The organism is Rhodopirellula baltica SH 1 (assembly GCF_000196115.1).
In the GTDB taxonomy this organism is placed as follows: domain Bacteria; phylum Planctomycetota; class Planctomycetia; order Pirellulales; family Pirellulaceae; genus Rhodopirellula; species Rhodopirellula baltica.
In genome coordinates this window covers 536,843-558,050 of record NC_005027.1, presented here as the reverse complement: position 1 = coordinate 558,050, position 21,208 = coordinate 536,843, and the positions used below count along the sequence as shown (strand labels likewise).

Annotated in this window: 17 protein-coding genes; 4 read left to right on the top strand and 13 right to left on the bottom strand. The window is 56.6% G+C overall.

The genetic code is table 11. The features are described 5' to 3' along the window. The first annotated feature begins 167 nt into the window (after positions 1-167). On the top strand, positions 168-2,543 hold the full coding sequence (locus RB_RS02135; RefSeq protein WP_231846131.1) for a hypothetical protein: 2,376 nt from the start codon (positions 168-170) through the stop codon (positions 2,541-2,543). Between the two features lie 50 nt (positions 2,544-2,593). Here RB_RS02135 and RB_RS02130 read toward each other — a convergent pair whose 3' ends face one another. Continuing rightward, positions 2,594-2,911, bottom strand: coding sequence for a P-II family nitrogen regulator (locus tag RB_RS02130; RefSeq protein WP_007329866.1), 318 nt, complete (start codon positions 2,909-2,911; stop codon positions 2,594-2,596). Next, positions 2,908-4,023: a Gfo/Idh/MocA family protein gene (locus RB_RS02125; protein WP_011118196.1), complete on the bottom strand. Its 1,116-nt coding sequence runs from the start codon at positions 4,021-4,023 to the stop codon at positions 2,908-2,910. Before RB_RS02125 ends, RB_RS02130 begins: the two co-directional genes overlap by 4 nt. Before the next feature lie 203 nt (positions 4,024-4,226). Here RB_RS02125 and RB_RS02120 point away from each other — a divergent pair, with 203 nt between their 5' ends. After that, positions 4,227-7,061 carry a hypothetical protein gene (locus tag RB_RS02120; protein WP_164921379.1) on the top strand — a complete coding sequence of 945 codons (2,835 nt, stop codon included), beginning with the start codon at positions 4,227-4,229 and terminating at the stop codon, positions 7,059-7,061. A gap of 77 nt (positions 7,062-7,138) precedes the next feature. Here the strand turns inward: RB_RS02120 and RB_RS02115 are convergent, their stop codons facing one another. The 11 genes from RB_RS02115 to RB_RS02065 form a co-directional block, all read right to left on the bottom strand. After that, entirely contained in the window at positions 7,139-7,987 is an 849-nt protein-coding gene (locus tag RB_RS02115) for a hypothetical protein (protein ID WP_007331788.1), read from the bottom strand. A gap of 377 nt (positions 7,988-8,364) precedes the next feature. Further along, a complete protein-coding gene (locus RB_RS27685) occupies positions 8,365-8,526 on the bottom strand; it encodes a hypothetical protein (protein WP_007331786.1) in 162 nt (53 codons plus the stop codon). Continuing rightward, positions 8,523-9,593: a DUF1559 domain-containing protein gene (locus RB_RS02110; protein WP_165447202.1), complete on the bottom strand. Its 1,071-nt coding sequence runs from the start codon at positions 9,591-9,593 to the stop codon at positions 8,523-8,525. The genes RB_RS27685 and RB_RS02110 overlap by 4 nt, the downstream gene beginning before the upstream one ends. 591 nt (positions 9,594-10,184) lie before the next feature. After that, positions 10,185-11,345, bottom strand: coding sequence for a PDZ domain-containing protein (locus RB_RS02105; RefSeq protein WP_231846129.1), 1,161 nt, complete (start codon positions 11,343-11,345; stop codon positions 10,185-10,187). Positions 11,346-11,614: 269 nt separating this feature from the next. Then, a complete protein-coding gene (gene recG, locus RB_RS02095; RefSeq protein ID WP_164921377.1) occupies positions 11,615-13,810 on the bottom strand; it encodes an ATP-dependent DNA helicase RecG in 2,196 nt (731 codons plus the stop codon). A 9-nt stretch (positions 13,811-13,819) separates the two neighbouring features. Beyond that, on the bottom strand, positions 13,820-14,629 hold the full coding sequence (locus tag RB_RS02090; protein WP_007326598.1) for a TatD family hydrolase: 810 nt from the start codon (positions 14,627-14,629) through the stop codon (positions 13,820-13,822). Positions 14,630-14,698: 69 nt separating this feature from the next. Continuing rightward, on the bottom strand, positions 14,699-14,968 hold the full coding sequence (locus RB_RS02085; protein ID WP_007326599.1) for a hypothetical protein: 270 nt from the start codon (positions 14,966-14,968) through the stop codon (positions 14,699-14,701). Positions 14,969-15,060: 92 nt separating this feature from the next. Beyond that, complete coding sequence (locus RB_RS28465) at positions 15,061-15,225, bottom strand: DUF2256 domain-containing protein (RefSeq protein ID WP_081480887.1); 165 nt, start codon at positions 15,223-15,225, stop codon at positions 15,061-15,063. Between the two features lie 25 nt (positions 15,226-15,250). Beyond that, a complete protein-coding gene (gene serS / locus RB_RS02075) occupies positions 15,251-16,531 on the bottom strand; it encodes a serine--tRNA ligase (protein ID WP_011118185.1) in 1,281 nt (426 codons plus the stop codon). 138 nt (positions 16,532-16,669) lie between these two features. Further along, positions 16,670-18,076, bottom strand: a complete 1,407-nt coding sequence (locus tag RB_RS02070; RefSeq protein WP_164921376.1) for a COG3014 family protein — start codon at positions 18,074-18,076, stop codon at positions 16,670-16,672. Continuing rightward, entirely contained in the window at positions 18,073-18,975 is a 903-nt protein-coding gene (locus RB_RS02065) for a hypothetical protein (protein WP_007340960.1), read from the bottom strand. The genes RB_RS02070 and RB_RS02065 overlap by 4 nt, the downstream gene beginning before the upstream one ends. A gap of 270 nt (positions 18,976-19,245) precedes the next feature. On the opposite strand from RB_RS02065, the gene RB_RS02060 reads away from it, so the two are divergent. Beyond that, complete coding sequence (locus tag RB_RS02060) at positions 19,246-19,737, top strand: hypothetical protein (RefSeq protein WP_164921375.1); 492 nt, start codon at positions 19,246-19,248, stop codon at positions 19,735-19,737. Then, positions 19,734-21,086 carry a glycosyltransferase family 4 protein gene (locus RB_RS02055; RefSeq protein WP_011118182.1) on the top strand — a complete coding sequence of 451 codons (1,353 nt, stop codon included), beginning with the start codon at positions 19,734-19,736 and terminating at the stop codon, positions 21,084-21,086. The genes RB_RS02060 and RB_RS02055 overlap by 4 nt, the downstream gene beginning before the upstream one ends. Positions 21,087-21,208: the final 122 nt, after the last annotated feature.

Here is a 21,208-nt window from a genome sequence, read left to right as displayed (position 1 = left end):
TCGATTCGTGTAGGCGGCAATTGGCAAGGATGTCAAGCCATTGTTGACTTCCCTCCCTTGTCATTCACCCAGTACCTGCTGTGTCCAGAAACCCATCCAATTTTCTGCGTGTCCACCGTGGCGACCATGCATCAGATTCTGCCAAGCTTTCCTCCAAGCAAAGGCAGATGAAGTCGCATGGCAAACGTGCATTGGTGACTTCCGGCGACGCTCATCGTTTGGCATCCCAAGCCAACGACTTGGCCGATCAATTGCAGGCACAGCAAGCGATCCTGCGTCAACAGCAAGTCGAACTGGCGATCCAAGCCACCATGGCAGCCGGTCAGTCATCACGTCCTGATCCGACCGAGAGCATCGATCGATTGCTCGGCGATGCGACGTTGGCGACCGGCACGACGGCGGCTGCGGTTTACTTGCTCGACGACGAGACCGAGTTTCTCGCAACTCGATTCGTCTTCGGTTTGTCACCCGCCGAGCGTCTGGGATCCCAGCGTCCTCTTCGCGGTGCTCGTGGTGACTTGGAAGCAATGGTCAAGGGCTTGGTCGCGATTGACGACATGGATCTCGGCCCCATCAACACGTGGCGTTCACCGGAACCCTTCCCATCGGGAATCTGCGTTTGTTTGGGCGAAACCGAGATGCCAATTGGCACGATGTGGTTGTATGCCGCCGCTGTGACGGCATTCAGCGACGTGCACACCGCCGCGGCCCGTTTGGCCGCATCCAACTTGCAGCAAACGTTGCTCCGCTTGGCAGAACAAGAAGCCGCGCCGGATTCCTCCATCCGGTTAATTCTGCCCAGCGACGTGACCCTCGATCGTTCCCGTGATGTCTCGCCTCCACCACACGAGACTCATGACGACTCGGAAACGATCTCGGAGCACAATCCCACCAGCAACGAGACTGCCCTCGTCGAGGAAAACTCCGACGGTGTTGTCCCTCCCGACACCGTCGCGCCCCCCGCGGATGACATCGGCTTCCCTCCCGCCGATGCGTCCGTGTCCGTGAAAGCCCCCGTCACGGATGGTTCCTCCGATGAAATCCAAACGAAGTCCGCCACACAGGACCGCTTGGACTTGATCGACGACGAAACCTTGTTGGATGCGGCCTTGGAATCCGCCATCGAAGCCCAGCTGGTCAAAAGCGATGAATTGATCGCCGACCTGCAGCGTGATTTGGATGTTCCCGAGAAAACCACGTATGGCTTTGTCGCGGATGACGATGCCTTGGATGATGTCGCCTTGGACAACGAGTTCGCCGAGACGGACGATGCCGCCCAATCATCGTCTCTCAGCGAAGACGCGGAACAATGGCCGTTGTTGTCGGGTTACGACGAAGAAACGATGCGTTTGGCAGCGAAGCTGGATCTCCAAGACGCACAGTTTCTGTCGGGCGAATATGACCCCACCGAGATCGATCAGTTCGACGCGGACGCGTTGGAGTTCCACCATGGTTGGGACAATGACGAACTGGATGGCCACGTGGCCGACGAAGACGATTCGATGTGCAGTGATTTCGCCGACACCAGCGATTTCGATGAAGGCGAGCCGTTCCATGGCAGCGTCCTGTCGTTCGATTCGACACTGGATGAGCCATCGAAACCCGAATCGGACACCATCGACGCGATCGACGACATCATTGCGTTGATTGATGACTTCGACAGTGATTTTCCATCACGTGCACCGGAGCCCGGCGAAGACGATCATTCCATCCTCACCAATCAAGCGGTTGAGGTTGCCCCTGAGCCCGAGGACATCGACCTGGCCCATCAGGTATCGATCTGGCAACACCAAACGCTACCGATGGGTGCCAAGATTTGCCCGTCTTGGTACGCCGATGGCATGATCGAATCTCCGCTGGACGTTGCACAAAGCTGGCATCACTGGGACGTCTTGCCCGATGGTCAAATCGCCATCGCGATCTGCCAGCCCAATGGCGGAGCGACTGCGAAGATCGATCTCAGCAATGTGATGGATGTGACCGTCGTGCGAGCGGCTCTGCAGGCCCACATGGGATATCGGCACCAACCGTCCGATGCGGTCCGCAGAGCCTATGACACGCTGTTCCAAATCCGCGATCACTCCTTCGTCGGAGAAGGGCACGGCAACGTATCACTGCTGTATGCCCAAATCGATCCTGAAACGGGTGAAACCAGAATGGCGTCGACCGGGGATTGGTCGACGCTCGCGATCTCGAAATTTGGCTACCGGCCCGTAGGATGGCTGGACCGAGAATCCGATCGCAACCATCGCGAATTGGGAACCAGCGATCTGGACACGACCTGTTTGGGCAACGTCGATATCACCAGCAGTCATTTGTATCTGCAACAGGGCGAAGTGTTCCTGGTCGCCGGATGCCAATGGATGGGATTGCAACCTACAACCGCGGTGCCCGGATACCCGCAGCACCAAATCGGAACGGCGATTACCCAAGCGATGCGGGAAGGCAAGCTCAGCCCACTTGCCGCGTTGCGAACTTGGATGGCCGAAACACCGCTCAATGGCGAGCGTTCGGCGATGGCACTGCACCGATTTGGTGAGTAAAAATCGCCATCACCTGAATGCAACTGCAAGCCTTCTTTCAGAGGGCTCGATCAGATGTCGATCACATTGGCGACAGGCAAGACAAAGATCTTCCCGTCGCCGATCTGTCCTTCGGTTCCCGTTCGCGACGCGTTGCGAATGATTTCGACAACCGGTTCCAAATCGTCGTCGTCAATCACCATCTCAAACGTGACCTTCCGCAGCAAATCGATTTTGTATTCGTTGCCACGAAAAAGCGCCGTTTGTCCGCGTTGACGTCCATACCCGAGAGCGTCACCGACAATCGTGTCGCTGAAACCGGCTTCATCAAGCGCCGATTGGACGTTGGAGAGTTTGGTCGGTTGAATGATGGCTTGAATCAAAATCATAGCGTCACCGTTTGGCCAGTCGTCATCGAAGTTTCCATCGCCTCCAGCATCCGCTGCGTCTCCAGCGCCTGCCGATGATAAGCTTGCCAAGGAGGCGATGGTGAATCCCAAAGTTGTTCATCTTGTTCGGTCGCGTTGATCCAACCGACCAATCGCGAAATCATGTTGTGCTCTTGGTGGCATTCGCAGCTGAATGGATGCACTTTGCCCGACGCTTCGTGCACCCATCCCCGTGCGGGTTTGTCCGGCCAAGGTCGTGTGAAATCATCGCAAACAATGGAAGCTTCTTCACCCGCGATCTCGAACCATTTTCGAGTCGCGGTGTCGAATGCACATGACATTGTCGCGGACACGTCGTTTGGAAAATTCATGATCGCGGTCACACGATACGGAACGCCATCACGCATCACCGATTGAGCGTTCACCGTGATTGGTAGTCCGTCGTTGGCGAGCCTTAGAATCCCAGCGGCGTACCATCCCAAATCGAGCAGACAGCCACCGCCCAGTGCAGCGTCTTGTCGGTGATCGCCGGATTGGAACGGATTGAAAAACGAAACTGCTGAACTGACATGCCGTAGCGAACCGAGCCGAAAATCCGCTTCGCCTTGCGGTACCGTTGCACCGCTCAACCACTGCCGAAACATGTCTGTCCGATCGTGATGCAACCACGCCGTCGCATCGAGCCAATGCACTCGAGCCTTCGCACATGCGTCTGACATCTCTTGCGTCGCCTGAGAAGTTGTCGCCAGCGGCTTTTCACACAGCACGTGCTTGCCCGCCGCGGCGGATGCGATCATCCACTCCGCATGCAGTGACGGTGGCAACGCAACGTAGACGGCGTCCACATCATCACGAGCGATCAACTCCGCGTAACCGGACACGGCATGGGCGATTCCATACGAATCAGCATACCAACGAGCGCGTTCGGATGTCCGGCTGGCGATCGCGGTCACGCTCACACCCGGTGTCGATTGCAAGTCGGCCACCAATCGGCGAGTGATTCGGCCGGTGCCCAAAATGCCAAACCGAATCGGTCGGCGTTCATCTTCCGTGAGGGTGGGTTCTGGCTGCAAAGGTTCAGTCGTCGCGAGCGAGTAAATCGGATGGAACAAAGCGTTTCAAAGAGAACGACTCTCTTCGTTCAGCGGGATGCGTTGCCGAAAGCCTAGCCGATCCCCCGGACAATCGGCACCACCGGTCTGATCGCTCATCTCGCCGGAAGGAAACGGATCGAATTCCGTTTTCCACCTTGCCAATCCGGCCACTGTTCCCCCTGCGTGCTAACTTTCCTACGGACGGAATTCTTTCTCGACGTATGACCGATGGATCGATGAAAACGCAAACGATCATGAACGATCAAAGCCCCCGCAATGGCCAGCACGCCGTTGTCGGTCGCTTGCGTTTTCTGACGATGGCCAGCGTCCTTCTTTCGGCACTGCTTTCCTCCGGTTGTGCCAACCTGCGTTTGCCGGCGATCAACCCCACCGGCGAAACCTTGTTCGCTCCCCTGCCCACCACGACCAGCCTCGCGTTGCCGGGTTGCTTAGACGATGGCACCTGCGGATGCTTGGGTTGCCTCCGCAAATTGGGCACCTGTTTGAAGTCGCCGAGCTTGGGAATACCCAACCCGGCGTTTCCCGAACCAGAAGATCCACCGCAGTGCGTCGATCCCAATGCCACGATCGGCAGCGGAGTTGCGAACACCGGCCCATGCGTTCCCGGGCCCGGCTGCTCCGGCGATTGCTTGACCGGACCTCCGGCGGTTCTCTACGGAACCGAGATCACAGCGCAAAAGGCTTGCCAGTTGCCACCTCGCGGTGACCGAGGCTGCATCCTGCTGACGCCACAAAAGATTGTGGCTCCGGTCGGCGGCGAAGTCATCTTGCTTTCAGGCATCTGCGGCACCGATGGGTATTTGCTGACCGCGGAACCGCTGGAATGGATGATGACGCAAGACAGCGTCGGCAACATCATCGAAGTCGGTGATGACGATCCTGGTTTCGTGCATCGCATGACCAATGTTCCAGTTGCAAAAAAGGAAACACCCGGGTTCGCTCGCGGAGTGACCAGCACCAAAGAAATGGTGATCACACGTGGTAACGCCAATGCCGCTGACGACATCAAACTGGAAAAGGGGCAAACCTACATCACGCTCAGCAGCCCCAGCGAAGGGACTAGCCACGTGACCGTGTTGGCACCTGAAAGCGATTGCTGGGATCAACGGAAAGCCACCGCGACGATCTACTGGGTCGACGCCCGTTGGCAATTCCCCTCGCCGCAACGCGTCCAAGCCGGCACGGTGGTGGACTTGGTCACCCGAGTCACACGGGCTCAAGGCAGCCTGCCTGCACGTGGCTGGAAAGTCCGCTACGAGATCATGAACCCCGAGCTTGCCACCTTCGCCGGCACCGGTGGTTCATCCGTGGTTGAGGTCAACGTCGACGATTCCGGTGACGCTCGTGCAACGCTCGAACCGATTGCGGGAACCAGCGGCAACGCCATCATCGACGTTCGCGTGATTCGCCCTGGTGGAACGTCCGACAACATGCCCGACCTGACACTCGGACGCGGCCAAGCCTACGTGACCTGGAGCAGTCCCCAACTGGATCTGCGAGCCGGCGGTCCCGAAGTTGCCTCGTACCAAATTCCATTCGACATTTTCGCGAACCTGCGGAATCCCGGCGACCAAGACGCAACGGGCGTCAAAGTTGAACTTGGTTTTCCCGCAGGTGTGCGCATCATTTCTACCGACGCGTTTGCCCAAAGGTTCACGAACTCGATCGTGTGGGACATCGGCACCATGCCCGCTCAGCAGCAATTGGACTTGGCGGTTCAGCTCACTTCACCAACGGCACTCAATCTGACGTTCCGCGCCATCGGCGACTCAGGATTGATCGCAGAAGACACCGTCCGCGTTGACATTTTCCGTCCCGCGTTGGCTCTTCGTGTGAGCCCTCAAACCGACCGAGTGACCGCGGGCGATCCAGCGACGTTTGATCTCGAAGTCGAGAACACAGGCGACCGACCACTGCGAGAAGTGGAACTGGAAGTGACCGGCGACAACGCCATGGTTCATCGCGAAAAGAACCGCCGCGAAGTGGGCAACCAGAAAACGGACGGTCCATTGGAACCAGGCGAAATATGGAAAACCAGCGTCACGTTTGTTCCCACCGACTCGGGGCAGCGTTGCATCGACGTTGTCGCGCTGGCCGCGGGAGGCCAGCGGGCTCAGGCTCAATCCTGCGTGATCGCCATCAACCCAGCACCGCCGACACCCGCCGTCACCGCGAACCTGCAAGTTCGTGACCGAATGGCGGTCAGCGACTTGATTCTCGCGACGGGCCGAGTCACCAACTCCGGCGAAGTCACGTTGACCAACGTGCGGGCGACCATGGCGTACGACGTGCAATTGATCCCGCGTCAGGCGACAACGGACTATCCCTATGCCATCGACACACCCTACGTCATCGCATGGACGATTCCCGAACTCGCTCCCGGCAAGACGGTCATTTTGGAAACCGAATTCGAAGCTCAAGAAGCTGCTCAAAGCAGCCGCATTGTGTTCTCAGCGGAGAGCAACGAGGGAGCAACGAACAGCGTCTCCGATAGCATCCAAATTTTCCCTGCCGCCCCCCGTAACGCTCCATTGACTCCAGGCCCTGCCTTGCCTCCGGTCAGCCCATCGCCTGGCATCCCGGGCGGCCTCGGCACGGCACCCGTCGATCCCAACGCCGGTCGCAGCACACCCATCCCTGGCTTCAACACCCCCGCCCGCGCCGGCGTGTTGCGACTGCAAGTGCTACAACGCGACATCTCGCCTCGCGTCGGCGATGCGATTCGTTATGCGGTCGCAATCACCAACGACACCGACCTGCTCGACTCGCAAGTCCTGATTCACTTTGATTTGCCACCAGGTGTGCTGGTCGAAAGATTAGTCCAGACGAAGAGCCCCGAGCTGTCAGGCATGGACCGAAAGGGAAACACGATGTACTTCACTGAGATCAAAACCATGAAACCGGGCGAGACCATCGACTACGAGTTGGTCCTTCGCAGCAACCAAGCCCAAGACTTCAACCTGATTCTCGAAGCCGAAAGCCGCAACGTCCCTCAAGGGATCGCCATCCGAGAACCAACGACGGTTTCGCCCTAACGCGATCCCGGTTGAAGATCCCCGGCTCGATCAAAAGCCGAAATCACAAAATGCCGAATTACCTGGCATAACAAATCTCACCTCTCGAACTCGCCCGACGAACGATCCAGACACATCGACTCGATCGCACGCCGCAACACATCGGATGTGATGCCATAACCTGAGACGCCTTGCGTCTCATCCGCCGTGCCGCCCTGGTGCATGCCCGCGACGAGACCGGAATCAAAGAGCAAGGGCGCCCCATCGGTCGCTTGCAAAGACAAACGCTCGTTCTCGAAGCGATACTGAATCCTTCCATTTTCGACATCGCTCACCTTCACGGCATGGCACTTCTGACTCGGCGAGGCACCTGCAAAGACCGCAGTGACCATCCAGAGTCGCTGCCCCGGCTGGACCGCTTCATCCGAGAGTTTCAGGAACTCAGGCTTGAATCTCCCAACCAAATCAAATGCCACAACATCCGCTTCAATAGCCTCGTTCTCATCCTCCGGATCACAAGGCTGATAGGGCATACCGATTTGCTTCACGCCATCCGTTGCACCAAAGACATCGCTCAGAAAGGTTGATTCGATCGACTCGCTGAATTCATTGGGCAGGAGATCTTTCTCCAACCCATTGTCTGTGCCGAGCAAGTGCAAAGCCGTCACAAACACGGGCTTGGATTCGTCGCTCAAACGAAAAGCGAATCCGGTACCAACCATGTCACTTCCACTCACGACGCCATAGTCCGTCGTGAAAAACGGCCGCCAAGCGGTATACTCCTGCACATCCGGTGCCCCCTCCGGCTTCTGCACACCACGACGCGCATCGCGCGCGGATGGCGCCGGTGACGTGGGCTCGCATCCCAGCATCGACAACGAAAAAAACAGCACGACAGCCGACGGCAACTTTGCCGAGCAAGCACGATCAAACACATTCTTAAACATTATGAGTCTTGCTCCATTTCCCATCGACGACAAATTTCTGTTTTAATCCCCAGCGGCCAAGCGAACGCTTCGCGATCAACGCCTGTTGGTTCGAGTCTGTTAGCAGGCTGTTGATTCAGTCGCATACCGAATGACAACGATTAGCCGTTGGGCGTTAGCCCCGGTTGGCATCTACTCAACCGCCGCTAACGCGGTGCGGCTTATGAAATCAACAGCCCGTCAGTACATCAGCCGCATTGGCGCAGGCGGGACCTTGATTCATCCGAGACAACACCGAACTAGAGCACGTTGGCCGCGGCATTCCGCTGAGTACCACGGCCAACAAAACGCAACTGATTGAAATACCAGTTTGCTAGTCAACATTCGCACAAGCTGGCCTACAACGCAGATTCCCCATCCGCGATCTGCTGGTCTTCTTGCTCAATTTGCTGTCGCAAGTCCTTATTGAGAGGCGGCGGAGCTTCCTCGCCACCGCATCCGCTGATGCCAAAACAGATGGCGACGACTACGAGAGCCAATCCAATGCTTGCCCGTTTCATAGTGCTTCTCCACCAATGACTTCACCGTCATCGCAAACGCACAGATTCTTCCACAATGTCGCGTCAACGCTGTAGGAAAAGAATCGAACCGATCCATCACAGAACGCAGCGTTCAAACCGGCTGAATGAGCCGCACCAAAGTAGCGATTCCAGTTCGTGTACGCGTCATAAGCTTCTGGCGGTAGTGGGGCGACGGTATCTTTGTCGTGCTTCGGCGGGAAGTGCCAACGAAGAACGCATTCGTCCCAACCAGCATTGTTCCAACGTTCGTTGTCTCCTCCATCACGTCCGTGTTGAGAAGTGTGAAGCGATTTTTCGGCGAAGACAATCGTGTTCGATGTTCCGTCCAGAATATCTGAAAGAGTTCGCTTGCCTCCTTCACCCGGCCAAACGATTGCTCCTCCCTTTGAGTACTCCAGGCCACCGTTTGTCTTGGAACGCGTCGAAACGGCTGGGGCACCCAGCGGAGCTTCTGGAATGTAGTCGATCGTCGAGTCTGGCCGACCACTATAAAACCCCGCACATCCCGCGTAGTCGACTCTTCCAAATCTTGCACTGCCGTATCCCTTCGGTGAGCGACGCGAAGGACAGTAGTAAGTTGCAACCAGTGACTGAGCGACGTCGTCCTCCCCGCCATTGTTCGCGACGTTCGGCCAGTATGGCGGGTCATCTCGACCAAGCTCGTAAATGTTGTTCCCTTCCAAGAACGGCAGGATTTTGTATTGCGCACTCCATCCCTTCCGCGTTGCCGCTCGGCAGCAAGTTCCATTTTCAGGATGGCCGGCAGTGTTCGCATCTCCACTCGATGTGATGGCATCTGGGTCGCCATCCATTGGTCCCTCTGGCAATTTCTTATAGGCACTCTCAAAGTTGAGAGCGGCCAAACTCATTTGCTTGAGGTTGTTTGAGCACTGCATTCGGCGAGCGGCTTCCCGAGCAGCTTGAACCGCAGGAAGCAGCAAACCAACCAGAATGCCGATGATTGCAATCACAACCAACAATTCGACCAGCGTGAACCCCGGGGCTCGGTTGCCCCTGTCCGTGCCTCGGCGTTTTTCAAAAGACATCGCACAACCACCACACATTCCCCGACTAGATCGAGACTCCATCAACCATACTCCCTGAATTGTCCAAGTAATATCCATTGGGCATGCAACCACGCCGGTTGACATACCGACTCAATCGCCACCCAGTGATTCGCATCTATAAGAAACGGGAACCTCGAGAGGCTTCCCATGTCGCAACCAAGCACACAAAGATACAGCTTTGGGAACTCACTTCGGCGACTCGCGAGGAGGATAGGGACAATCCATGCATGTTCAATATGAACATGACTCAATTAACAGATGCTTCACGCGATACAAGCGAGACTTCAATCCATTGAGTGCATCGCGTTAATACCCAATGAAGCAGCGGCTCTACAGAGGGAGGCGGAACAACCTCATTGCTCAGGACATCAGCCGTTTGGCGTTCGCCACGGTTTTCGCGGAAGAACCGTGGCGAATGCCATACGACCAACTCGATCAAGTGAGTTTGATCCAAAGTCACGCTGTCTGGCGACGCATCGTCGCTCAGGTCGAGTTGGTTGCCGTACCGATGAAGACAAGAAGGCGATTGGCACAACCCTGCAAGGGATCGGTCTGCTCAATCGTTTAGGATCACTCGGGATTTTTCGGACCGTCAGACCTCGTGTCATTCTGCAAAGACGATTTGTTGTCCGCGGACAACAAATCAGCCTCCGGGTTCTTCAGACTACGCCGAAGGATCCCTTCTCCGGCCCGGACAACCACGAACTCAATTGTGTCATCATAAGTCGCCATGTGCCTGCGAATCGACGGGAGCTCTGATGCAACGACGTTTTCGCTATCAATGCTCACGACAATGTCGCTACGACGAAGACCAGCTAGATCAGCCGCACTTCCAACCTCAACAGAGTGCACACGAACGAAAACACCTTCGCGATCAAGCGTCAATCCGCTCCGGTCGACTTGAAAGGACTCCGACACAGACTCTCGTGGAAACCCGAGTGCCAAATTGTCCTTAAAAACCCAATCAAAACGCGAAAGAAGCTGAGTGCCAATTTTGTTTGAGGTCGACTCTACGACTGGAACATTTTCAAATTGAAATCCACAAAAACTAAGCCGTTTGAGAATGCCCCTTCTTGTTTCCTTTGATTCCGCAAGCCTCGAAATCATCACTGCATGGACGTCGTACAATTCGCCGCTTTCAGCTAATTCTCCGAACACTGATGGCACGACAGTAACAGCTGAGGACGATCCGGTATCAACAAGAAAACCACTTTTCCAATGGTGCAACCCAATGTTCGTGAAATAGATTCTTCCGAACTTGTCTCGTTTGGTCGTCATTTCAAAGGGATCTCCCGAGTGCGTCTCCGGTGAGGCTGGAGCTTCAATAACTTCCTTTGAGAAGTTTAAAGCCCATGACTTTCCACTGTTCAATGGAATCGCGATCAACCCGCTGCACTCAGCCCCAAGGCCGCGTTCGATCTCCGCAGTGCTGTGAAAGAAAACATCGTTGCCGTTCGCGAATTCTGCAAAAGGTGTGTCCTCCAATGCAGATGCGGGGAGCTTTCCCAAAGGAAGACCAGCTTGCGAGATTCCGATTTCAACTTTTCTTCTTTGCGGAAAGGTTTTGAGCAATTTCCACTCGAGCATGTGTCGAGATGCCCCAGTGTCAAAAAGAAAATGTACGGTCTTAAAATCCCATTCGACATCAATTCCGATCTGCCGACCGTTGAAATCAAATGGTACCCGGACAATGCCGGGCTGCTCTTCCGCGTGCGTCGAATGCAAAAACACAAAACAGCTCAGCAAACACAGGAACATTGCTGACCGCGGTCGGCGACATCGCCGCTGATTTCTCATAACGAATCCTTGTCTTTTAAGATCGACGCACGAATTCCCGGCTGGAATCTGAGGGTAACCACAGCAACATAAACTAGGTATCTGAATACCGCCACCTTGAGGTAGCCGTTTGGTGTTCGCCACGGTTTTCGCGAAAAGTACCGTGGCGAATGCCGTACGGCCAACTCGATCAAGTGAGCTTGATCCAAAGTCACGCTTCCTGGCTACGCACCGTCGCTCAGATCTAAGTGGTTGCCATACCGACGTAGGACTTGTGACTTGAGATCTTCCAACCCTTCGGATTCCATTTCGGGGTCTTGGTCGATCCAGTCCTGGGCCATCTCTCGGGCGACTTGCAGGATCTCGACGTCGCGATGCAAGTCCGCGATTCTCAAGCGGGCATCGCCGCTTTGTCGTTGGCCCAGCACATCGCCGGGGCCTCGCAATCGAAAGTCCGCTTCGGCCAATTCGAACCCGTCCAGTGTTTGTTCAAACACTTTCAATCGTTCGTCGTCTTGCGGCGGTTTGTCACCATCGACAAACACGCACACATGTCCCGCGTGAGTGCCTCGACTGACTCGCCCGCGAAGTTGGTGCAATTGAGCCAGCCCAAACCGATTGCCGCCCAAGATCGCCATCACGGTCGCGTTGGGAACATCGATTCCAACCTCGATCACCGTGGTGCTGACCAATACATCCAGCTCGCCTTCCGCGAATGATTCCATCACCTGTTGCTTCTCATCGGACGCCATGCGGCCATGCAACAATCCGACTCGCAAACCTTTGAGTGGTCCGGTGCGAAGTTGTTCATAGGTGGAATGCACCGACGTGATGTCTTCGGCGGGCGGTTCGGCTGGATCGACCAGCTCGGATAGTTCTTCGTCTGCGGATTCGACTTCCGGTCCGACGCGTGGAGCGACCACAAATGCCTGCCGACCTTCCGCCACTCGTTCCTTGACGAATGCCCACCATCGATCCCGCCAACTGTCGCCAGCCAGATACGTGTGAACCGCACCACGACCAGCCGGCTTTTCCCGCAACGTGCTCAGGTCCACGTCGCCGAACTGGGTCATCGCGACGCTGCGCGGGATGGGTGTGGCAGACATGACGAGGTAATGCGGATCAACGCCGCCATCGCGAAGCGTCACCCGTTGTTTGACACCGAACTTGTGCTGCTCATCGATCACGCACAGTCCCAAGCGATGGAACTCGACGCCATACAGCAAGGCTTGCGTGCCAATCACGATGTCCAATTCACCGGTGCGGATTTTCTCGACGGTTCCGCGTCGCTCGGCCGCACCCAGCGAACCACACAGCAGCCCCACCCGCACTCGACTGTCCGCGAGCATCCGCTGGAGCGTCGCGTGGTGCTGTCTCGCCAGGACTTCGGTCGGCGCCATCAAGGTCGCTTGATGTCCGCCAGCCACAGCGACCAACATCGCGAAAATGGCGACGACGGTTTTGCCGCTGCCGACATCGCCTTGCAGCAATCGGTTCATCGGAAACTGTCGCGCCATGTCAGCAGCGATCACATCCATCACGCGTCGCTGATCACCGGTCAACTCAAATGGGAATCTTCGCAGGATTCGATTGCGAACCGTGGCAGTGCACTCCAGCGATGGGGCTCGAAGTTCACTGGTCAGCGACCGGCGTCTCATCGCCAGTGCCAACTGCATCACCAACAACTCTTGAAACACCAATCGTGTTTGTGCAGCCGTCAGGTCCGCTTCGCTTTCCGGCAAATGAATGCCACGCAGCGCATCGGAAATTCCCGGCAACACATCGGGCAACTCCATTCCGGCCGCATTCAAACGCTGGGCCGCTTCGGTTCGCAAACGTTCTGGCAACACCTCAGTCAATTGCCCGGCCAACTCGTTCACCAACGGACGAGCCAAACGGCGCAGATCCGATTGTTTGATCCCTTCGGTCAACGGGTAGTTCGCCAGAATCAATCCGCCGGGTGCGTCCTCGTCAGGCAGCTCACCTTCTTGGACGATCTCATATTGAGGATGAGTGAACTCCCATCGCAGGCCGGCGAGCTTGGGTGCGCCACTGATTCGAACCTGGGTTTCGAACGTCAGTTGCTCGGCCCGAAACGGTTGGTTGAAGAACACGATTCGAACCGCGCCCGAATCATTCTCAACAATCGCGGCAAAGATCGATTTGCCGGGCGTTCTCGAAACCAATTCGGCATCGGTGATCGTGCCGATGAAGGTCGCCGGTTGGCCTTCCGCCAAATCCGCCACCTTTGTCGGTGGAGGCGGGAATGTGTGATTCCGCGGGAACAGAAACAGGATGTCGCGAGCGATCCGCAATCCCAACTTGCGAAGCTTGGTGGCTCGCGCCGGTCCAACGCCTGGCAGATACTGAATCGGTGTGGTCAGCGTGAGCGTGGATTCGCTGCTGCTTGGCTCGCTCACGAAATTCAATCACCGAGGCGTGTAGTGAAACTGTTTGCTCTTTGAAAAGAACTCGACCGGGTTGTCGTGCACGACTTTGCGAATCAATGCTTCGTCCATTCCACGACGTCGCATCGTGAAGATCAAGTCGGGCACGGCGGTCGGTTTGCTGATGCCCCAATCGCCCGCCGAGTTCGCCAGCAATCGCTCACCGGCATGTCGTTCAATCATATCGGCAGCACGATCGGGCGTGCACTTGGTGACTGGATAAAGCGTCATGCCGGCCCAGAAACCTCGGTCCAGCACTTCGCTGACGGTGTGCTCTTCGACGTGATCCACCAACACACGATCCGGATTGATGCGTGAATCGTCACACAACATGTCCAAGATCATTCGCGTGCCTTGGTATTTGTCTTCCAAGTGCGGCGTGTGAATCAGGATCGGCTGGTCGTACTTGATCGCCAACTCCATGTGTTCCAAAAACACCGTCGCTTCGTTCTTGGTGTTTTTGTTCAGCCCAATCTCGCCGATGCCCAGCACGCCAGGACGATCGAGAAACTCCGGGATCATCGAGATGACTTCGCGAGAAAGCGAAACGTTCTCGGCTTCTTTGGCGTTGATGCACAACCAACAGTAATGCTGGATGCCGAACTGAGCCGCTCGTTTCGGTTCGACCGCGGTGAGTTGTTCAAAGTAGTCACGAAAACCGTCGACCGTGCCACGATCAAAACCGGCCCAGAACGCTGGTTCGCTCACAGCGACACATCCCATTCGGGCGAGAGTTTCGTAGTCATCCGTCACGCGGCTGACCATGTGAATGTGGGGGTCGATGAAATCCATGTTGCTGGTCAGTCAGTCGGAGTGTGTTTGAGAGGGCAATGGAGCGATGGCGGTCGATGGCCGTGGGGCTCACTTCGTACTCGGCGTTCCCACACCGAGGTTGGTCTTCCAATCCGGATCGTACTGGCGAGAGAACCAATGCTGGACTTTCGCGGCACGATCAGGGTCATCCACCAGCAGCATCTCAATCGCTTGCGTGAGTTGATCGCGGCGCGGCGAGCGTTCGCTCCCGCCCGGGGCACGGTCCAACCGATCCAGCACCGCTGCCAGTTCCAAGACTTTGGCGCGAACTTCCAGGTACGACGCGTCCAAGATTTCGTCAGCGGTCTGTTGGCTCATGGGGCAGGTTCGATGTGTAGGAATCGGTCGTGATGAAGTTGCAATCGGATCATGCATCACAAAGGCGGGTCAATTCAATTGTACCCGACAACTCATGGATTGGTTCTCGACGAGGACGCCTTTTTCCGGCACGCATTGCTGCAATAGCGGACTTGGTCCCAATCGCGAGCCCACTTTTTTCGCCAAGCGAACTCCCTCCGACAGACCGGGCAGATCTTCGTCGGAAGGTTCCGTTTCGCATCGCGATGTGCGGACATGAATTCGAACTCAGGTGGTCAGCGATCACTCACATTTCAAAACGTCACAGCCAACCCATGGCCGCAAGATTTCAGGAACATTGATCGTTCCGTCAGCACGTTGGTGGTTTTCCAAGATGGCAATCATGGCTCGTCCGGTTGCAATCGCGGTGCCGTTGAGCGTGTGAACAAAGTCGGTTCCCTTCTGGGTGTTGGACTTCGACCGCACATTCAATCGGCGAGCTTGGTAGTCGGTGCAATTGCTGGTGCTGGTGACTTCGCCCCAGTCGCCCGATTCGCCACGTCCAGGCATCCAAGCTTCCAAGTCGTACTTGCGGTACGCAGGTCCGCCCAAGTCTCCCGTCGCGGTGTCGATCACTCGGTAGGGCACTTCCAACGCGTCAAAGATTTCGCATTCCAGTTCACGCATCTCTTCATGCATCGCGGTGCTCTGATCGGGCAACGTGAAGGCGAACATTTCGACTTTGGTGAACTGGTGGACTCGGTACAGCCCCTTGCTGGCTCGACCGGCCGCACCGGCTTCGGTTCGAAAGCAGTGACTCAGCCCGCAATAACGAAGCGGCAATTCTTCGCTGGCGAGAATCTGACCACTGAGCATTCCGCCCAGAGGGATCTCCGCCGTCGCGACCAAGTTCAATTCGGTATTTTCGATGCTGTAGATTTGTGTCTCGGGACCACGCGGGTTGAATCCGGTGCCTTGCAGCACGCTGGTCAGCGCCAGGTCAGGTGTTGAAACCGGCGTGAAGCCTTTGCCGGCCAAGTGCGAAATCGCGAATTGTTGCAGTGCCAAATCCAAACGCACGGCGGCGTTTCGCAAGAAATAGAAACCGGACCCGGCCACGCGGGCTCCGCCTTCGAAGTCAAACAAATCGTGCTTCTCGCCGAGCTGAAGATGGTCCAGCGGTTGGAAGTCCATTTCAGGCACTGGCGTTTTGCCGCGGCCAATCTCGTTCGCATCGTGCTCACCACCCTCGGGCACATCCGGGTGGGTCATGTTCGGAAGAATCGTTTGCAGCTCGAGGATTTCGGCTTCCAAGCGATCTTGCGCGGCACCGGCGGCATCCTTTTGCTCGCGAAGGCTGCGACCTTTGGCGATCAATTCCTGACGCTCGTCGTTGTCTTTCGCGGATTTGATCTGCTTGCTGACTTCGTTGGCCTGCCGATTCAGCTCCTCCGCCTGCTTCAGCGCGTCCATCCGTTCGGCTTCCAGACGGCAAATCGCGTCGACGTCGACAGAAACGCCACGCTTGGCGGAATTTTCAGCGACAAGCTGGGCATTTTGCAGAATGAATTTGCGATCGAGCATCGTGGTCAGTGGGGTGCGGGAAAATGGACATCTCAATTTGCCCCACAACTTAGCGAAAGAACCCGCATCGTCGCAGCCCTGGAAGTACGGCGAGTTTGAACGCCTGCGATGATCGCGAAAAAACCGCCACCCATCAGCTCAGGGTTTCGCCGTCACCACGTAAATCTGCTGGGTCGGCGCAACGACCAAGACGTACGTGTTCTTCGCGTTATAAATTCGCAGTGGCACTCGACTGGGCGTCGCGATGGGTTGGCCATCGTAACGAACCGGTGCAAATTCAACCGTGTGATCGCCCGCCGGCAATTCGGCTCGCAGGACCTGAATCTCACGAGGCAACAACCCCCAACATCGAGTGTCCGCGGTTTCTGTTGCGGTCCAAGCCGTGGAGGTCGCGAATTGGAACATCGATCCAGCCGGTCCGGTCAATCCAAGATTCTTTCGAGCCGATGCGACCGCCAGTTCTTTGCCGCCCTGCCGGATGATGCTGCGAGCAATTGTCCACGGCATCTCCGCATCGACCTGTTGCTGCACCATTCCTGCCACGTCCGTCAGTGGCTGAGTGGCACCGTGCAGTTCGTACAGCGGCAGCGTATCAGGCCCGGTTGGAATGTAGCTGGCCACGGTCACCGCAGCGACATCACTGGGCGGAATCACAACACTGGGAACCTTGACCGATGTGATCTTCGGCAACGTAGCAATATCGTCTTCTTGGTTCTCTTGATTCAACATCAACGCGTTGGCAACGGTCATTGCCGCGGTCGTGGCGGGTGCCTCCACCGCTTTGAGCACCGGCCCGCGACCAACCAACGAAAAGACGTACAACGCGCCATGGCCCGGCTTGCTATGCACGCCTTCGGTGGCGCGTTTCAAATCATCCGCGGCGGGAAGAAAACTGGGACGGATCGCGCTGACCAATTGGTAGTTGCGACGAGCGTCATCCAAATCGTGCAGGTTCTCTTCTCGTAAAACACCACGCAGATACGGAGCCAACGCCAACTCCTGATGCGGGTTGGCGGTCAGCTTGTCCGCGGCGACTTCACCAAAAACACTGCTGCGACGTTCGTCGTGTTCCTGCTGCAGTTTGGCCTGCAACATCGCCGCTTGGTTGATGTAGCTTTCCGCGTCATCGCCGTCGCGAACCAACGAACACATCGCAAGCATCGTGCGGATCATGACTTGCTCGTATCCCGCCGGACGAAACTTCCGTGCGGTGTCGTCGGTCACCATCGCTGCCGCCTCATGCAGCGGTGCGACCTTCAATGACGAATCGAATTCGTCGCGAAGTTCCCGAAACGTCTTCTCGGCGGAAGTCGCGTCCCCAACCGCTAAATCGACCATCGCCAAATCAAGCTTCGCCGGCGTCGCGAAACGACCGCCGCCGTCGGCGACCTTGGACAAGACTTCGCGAGCGGTCGTTGGATCGCCCGCGGCAAAGGCGTCGCGGGCGGTATCGATGTGCGCAAGCTTCGCGGCGCATCCGGCCAGCGTTGTTGAGCACAATGCGGCGATCACCAGAAGCGTTCGGGGAGCGATCGCGAAGATCATCCGTCGGCTTGGTCGAACATGCCAAAGTTCCACCACTTGCCCGCCCGCGTGTTGTGATAGCCCTTGCGAATCTTGGACGACTCTTTGATGTAGTCGCCCGATTCCAAATTGACCATTTCCAATGTCAGCAGGTAATCACGCTGAGTCGATTTGTTTCGATCCGTCGTTCCCGATGTGATCGTTGCGTAGAGCAAGTAGTCGACCGGAGTGCCTTGTCGCCCAAGTGCAGCCGCGAAGGCACCACGGTTTTGTGGCAAGAACAACGAATCGGGACGCAAACGAGTTTCGACCAACGCCGCATCAACCATTCGACGGCTAATACTTCGAAAGGATCCGCCCGAGTTGAGCTGCGAATCGATGCGTTCGTAGAGCTGATCTTTGAAATCGACCAATTCTTCGGCGGATTTGTTTTCGATCCCGATGAAGCAAACCTTCGCGGGACCTTGCACCAACGGCGCCGATCCCGGCATCGTGACTTGCGATCCGATGATGGTTTCGCCGGTTGCGGGGTCAACCATCGACTCGGTTGCACTTTGCGAATGGCTCGCCATTTGGGCGGGTGTCCCATTCGCTGCAAATTGCCCCGGAAAGATCACCGATTCGTTCGGCGGAGGGCATCGGCTCAAAATTTTTGCAACCGCTTCATCGACCAATGGATTCCAAGTTGCGGCACCCGCTTCGTGGCTGCCGACCATGTCTTTGTCATCGCTGGCGAGCAGATGCCCGTAACGACGAGACGCACACCCGGTCGTTCCGGAACCTACAATTGCGACCCCCGCGGTCATTCGCAGCATTGCGGCCGCGAGGATCCCCCGGCGGGAAATTGGTTCGCCCAAAGAATTTTGCTCGTCGGATTTCGACAAGTTTTGTGCGGATTCATTTTGAAAAGTGCCATCCATGGCGGTCGATCACCCGGTGTTGAGTGGGCCGAAACAACGTCATTGACCGGAAAACCTGATTCAGAACGGGTTCTGTCAGCGAATTTCCGAAAACAATTCCGGCTTGTCGGCTTGTGAATGCTGTGCCAGTTAGCAAAATGATCGACCCCACGTCGACCCGATCCTCGATGGAATCCTTGAAACCCCCACGGTTCACCAAACCGTTGCGGACTGCGAGAATCCCCCAGTTTCTCTAATTCCATCCTCCACACCCGCATTCACAATCTGTTCATGCCTGCCATCCTGACCGCCCCCGTTGCTGATTCTGTTGCTCCCGCGAATTTGGGAATCGATGCAACCGATCCGCTTCTCATGCCCGGCACCCTCACGCCTGGCACTTCGGTGATCCCAGGCATGGTGCCCAATCCTGGTCACAACACCTCGATCGCAATCCCCGCCGACAGCCCTTCGATGGCTGACGACGATGATGATGACGACGACTCCAGTGACACGGACGACGACGCGGACAGCGATGACACCCCCGGCGTTGGCGATGACCTCGACGATCTCGATGACGACGTGGATGAGTTCGACGACATCGACGAAGATGACTTCGACGACGATTTCGATGACGACTTCGAAGAAGAACTCGAGGATGATTACGAAATCGAAATCGACGACGAGATCAGCGCCGAGTTCGGATTGAACACCGCCGGCGATGACGACGAAGAAGAATTGGATGACGACCTGGACGACTTCGAAGACTTTGAGTCCGTGGATTGAAAATCGTCTTCCTGACCGCCGGTGCCGCAGGGATGTACTGCGGCAGTTGCATGCACGACAACGCGATCGCCAAAGCGTTGCGTGCGAGTGGAGATGACGTTCTCCTTCAACCGGTCTACACACCGATCCGGACCGATGAATCCACCATCGCATCCGAACAAGTATTCTTTGGCGGGATCCATGTTTATCTGCTGCAGCAGATGCCTTGGTTGCGTTGGCTGCCACGATGGACACGTTCTTGGATGGACCGCCCCAGCCTGATCCGAATGTTGACCCGCAGGGCGGTCAAAACGGACCCGGCCAAACTGGGCGAACTCACGCTGTCGATGCTTCGGGGCGAACACGGACGCCAATCCGAAGAAGTCGGCCGGTTGGTGGACTGGTTAGCCAAAGACATCCAACCCGACGCGATCATCTTCAGCAATCTGTTGATCGGCGGCGCGATCCCAACCATCCGCCGACGACTGCCCAACACACGCTTGGTGGTCACGTTGCAGGGCGACGACATTTTCTTGGATCATTTACCCGCCGACGCTCGTTCAAAAGCAATCGCGTTGTGCTCGGATCTTTCCAAACAAGTCGACGTGTTTGTTTCGCACAGTGAGTTCTATCGCGACAAAATGGGAGCGATGCTCGGCATCCCGCACGAGCGTTTTGACATTCACCCGCTATCGATCGACCTCGCCCCGTTCACCAGTCCGCCTTCCGACAAGAAGGTCAGCGAACAACCAGCGAAGACGCCCGACAAATCGAAGGGCGAATTTCGGATCGGATACCTGGCACGTCTCGCACCTGAAAAAGGCTTGCACCATTTGGTTGATGCCTTTCTTCAAATCGGTGCGATGCCAGAACATGCCAACGTCACGCTGCATGCCGCTGGATGGCTCGGCGAACACAACATTCCGTATCTCGATGAATTGCGCTCTCGAATCGCAAAAGCCGGACTGACCGATCGCTTTGTGGTGCACGAGAGCCCCGATCAATCGACGAAAATCGAACTGTTACGACAAATGGATGTGCTCAGCGTTCCGGCTCCATACGAAGATCCCAAGGGACTTTTTTTGCTGGAAGCGATGGCGTGCGGCATCCCGGTCGTCCAGCCCGACCATGGTGCCTTTACCGAAGTGGTCCGATCGACCGGCGGTGGCATTTTGTTCCATCCTGAAAACACCGACGCATTGATCCACGAATTGATCGGCTTGAAAAACGATCCCGACCGAAGAGCGAATTTGGGCGAAACCGGTCGGCAATCCGTCCACCAGCGTCACCACATCGAATCGGCCGCCGAACACATGCGCCGCACCTGCCAGCCAAGCGAAGCCCCACTCGCAAAACAATCGGAAGCATAAAAAACCTGTAGCACGGTGGTCTCCATTGTGAACCACCACCCTCTCCATCCCGAGAACTTCGGTGGAGGACCACCAAACGACAAACGTTTGCGCGGATTCAGTGCTCGTCTCGGTGGGGGACC

What these genes read in the sequence shown, in the direction of transcription:
- RB_RS02135 (WP_231846131.1), top strand. Translation starts at nt 168, where the DNA reads ATGAAGTCGCATGGCAAACGTGCATTGGTGACTTCCGGCGACGCTCAT.
- RB_RS02130 (WP_007329866.1), bottom strand. Translation starts at nt 2,911, where the DNA reads ATGATTTTGATTCAAGCCATCATTCAACCGACCAAACTCTCCAACGTC.
- RB_RS02120 (WP_164921379.1), top strand. Translation starts at nt 4,227, where the DNA reads ATGACCGATGGATCGATGAAAACGCAAACGATCATGAACGATCAAAGC.
- RB_RS02115 (WP_007331788.1), bottom strand. Translation starts at nt 7,987, where the DNA reads ATGTTTAAGAATGTGTTTGATCGTGCTTGCTCGGCAAAGTTGCCGTCG.
- RB_RS27685 (WP_007331786.1), bottom strand. Translation starts at nt 8,526, where the DNA reads ATGAAACGGGCAAGCATTGGATTGGCTCTCGTAGTCGTCGCCATCTGT.
- RB_RS02110 (WP_165447202.1), bottom strand. Translation starts at nt 9,593, where the DNA reads ATGTCTTTTGAAAAACGCCGAGGCACGGACAGGGGCAACCGAGCCCCG.
- RB_RS02090 (WP_007326598.1), bottom strand. Translation starts at nt 14,629, where the DNA reads ATGGATTTCATCGACCCCCACATTCACATGGTCAGCCGCGTGACGGAT.
- RB_RS02085 (WP_007326599.1), bottom strand. Translation starts at nt 14,968, where the DNA reads ATGAGCCAACAGACCGCTGACGAAATCTTGGACGCGTCGTACCTGGAA.
- RB_RS28465 (WP_081480887.1), bottom strand. Translation starts at nt 15,225, where the DNA reads ATGTCCGCACATCGCGATGCGAAACGGAACCTTCCGACGAAGATCTGC.
- serS (WP_011118185.1), bottom strand. Translation starts at nt 16,531, where the DNA reads ATGCTCGATCGCAAATTCATTCTGCAAAATGCCCAGCTTGTCGCTGAA.
- RB_RS02070 (WP_164921376.1), bottom strand. Translation starts at nt 18,076, where the DNA reads ATGATCTTCGCGATCGCTCCCCGAACGCTTCTGGTGATCGCCGCATTG.
- RB_RS02065 (WP_007340960.1), bottom strand. Translation starts at nt 18,975, where the DNA reads ATGGATGGCACTTTTCAAAATGAATCCGCACAAAACTTGTCGAAATCC.
- RB_RS02060 (WP_164921375.1), top strand. Translation starts at nt 19,246, where the DNA reads ATGCCTGCCATCCTGACCGCCCCCGTTGCTGATTCTGTTGCTCCCGCG.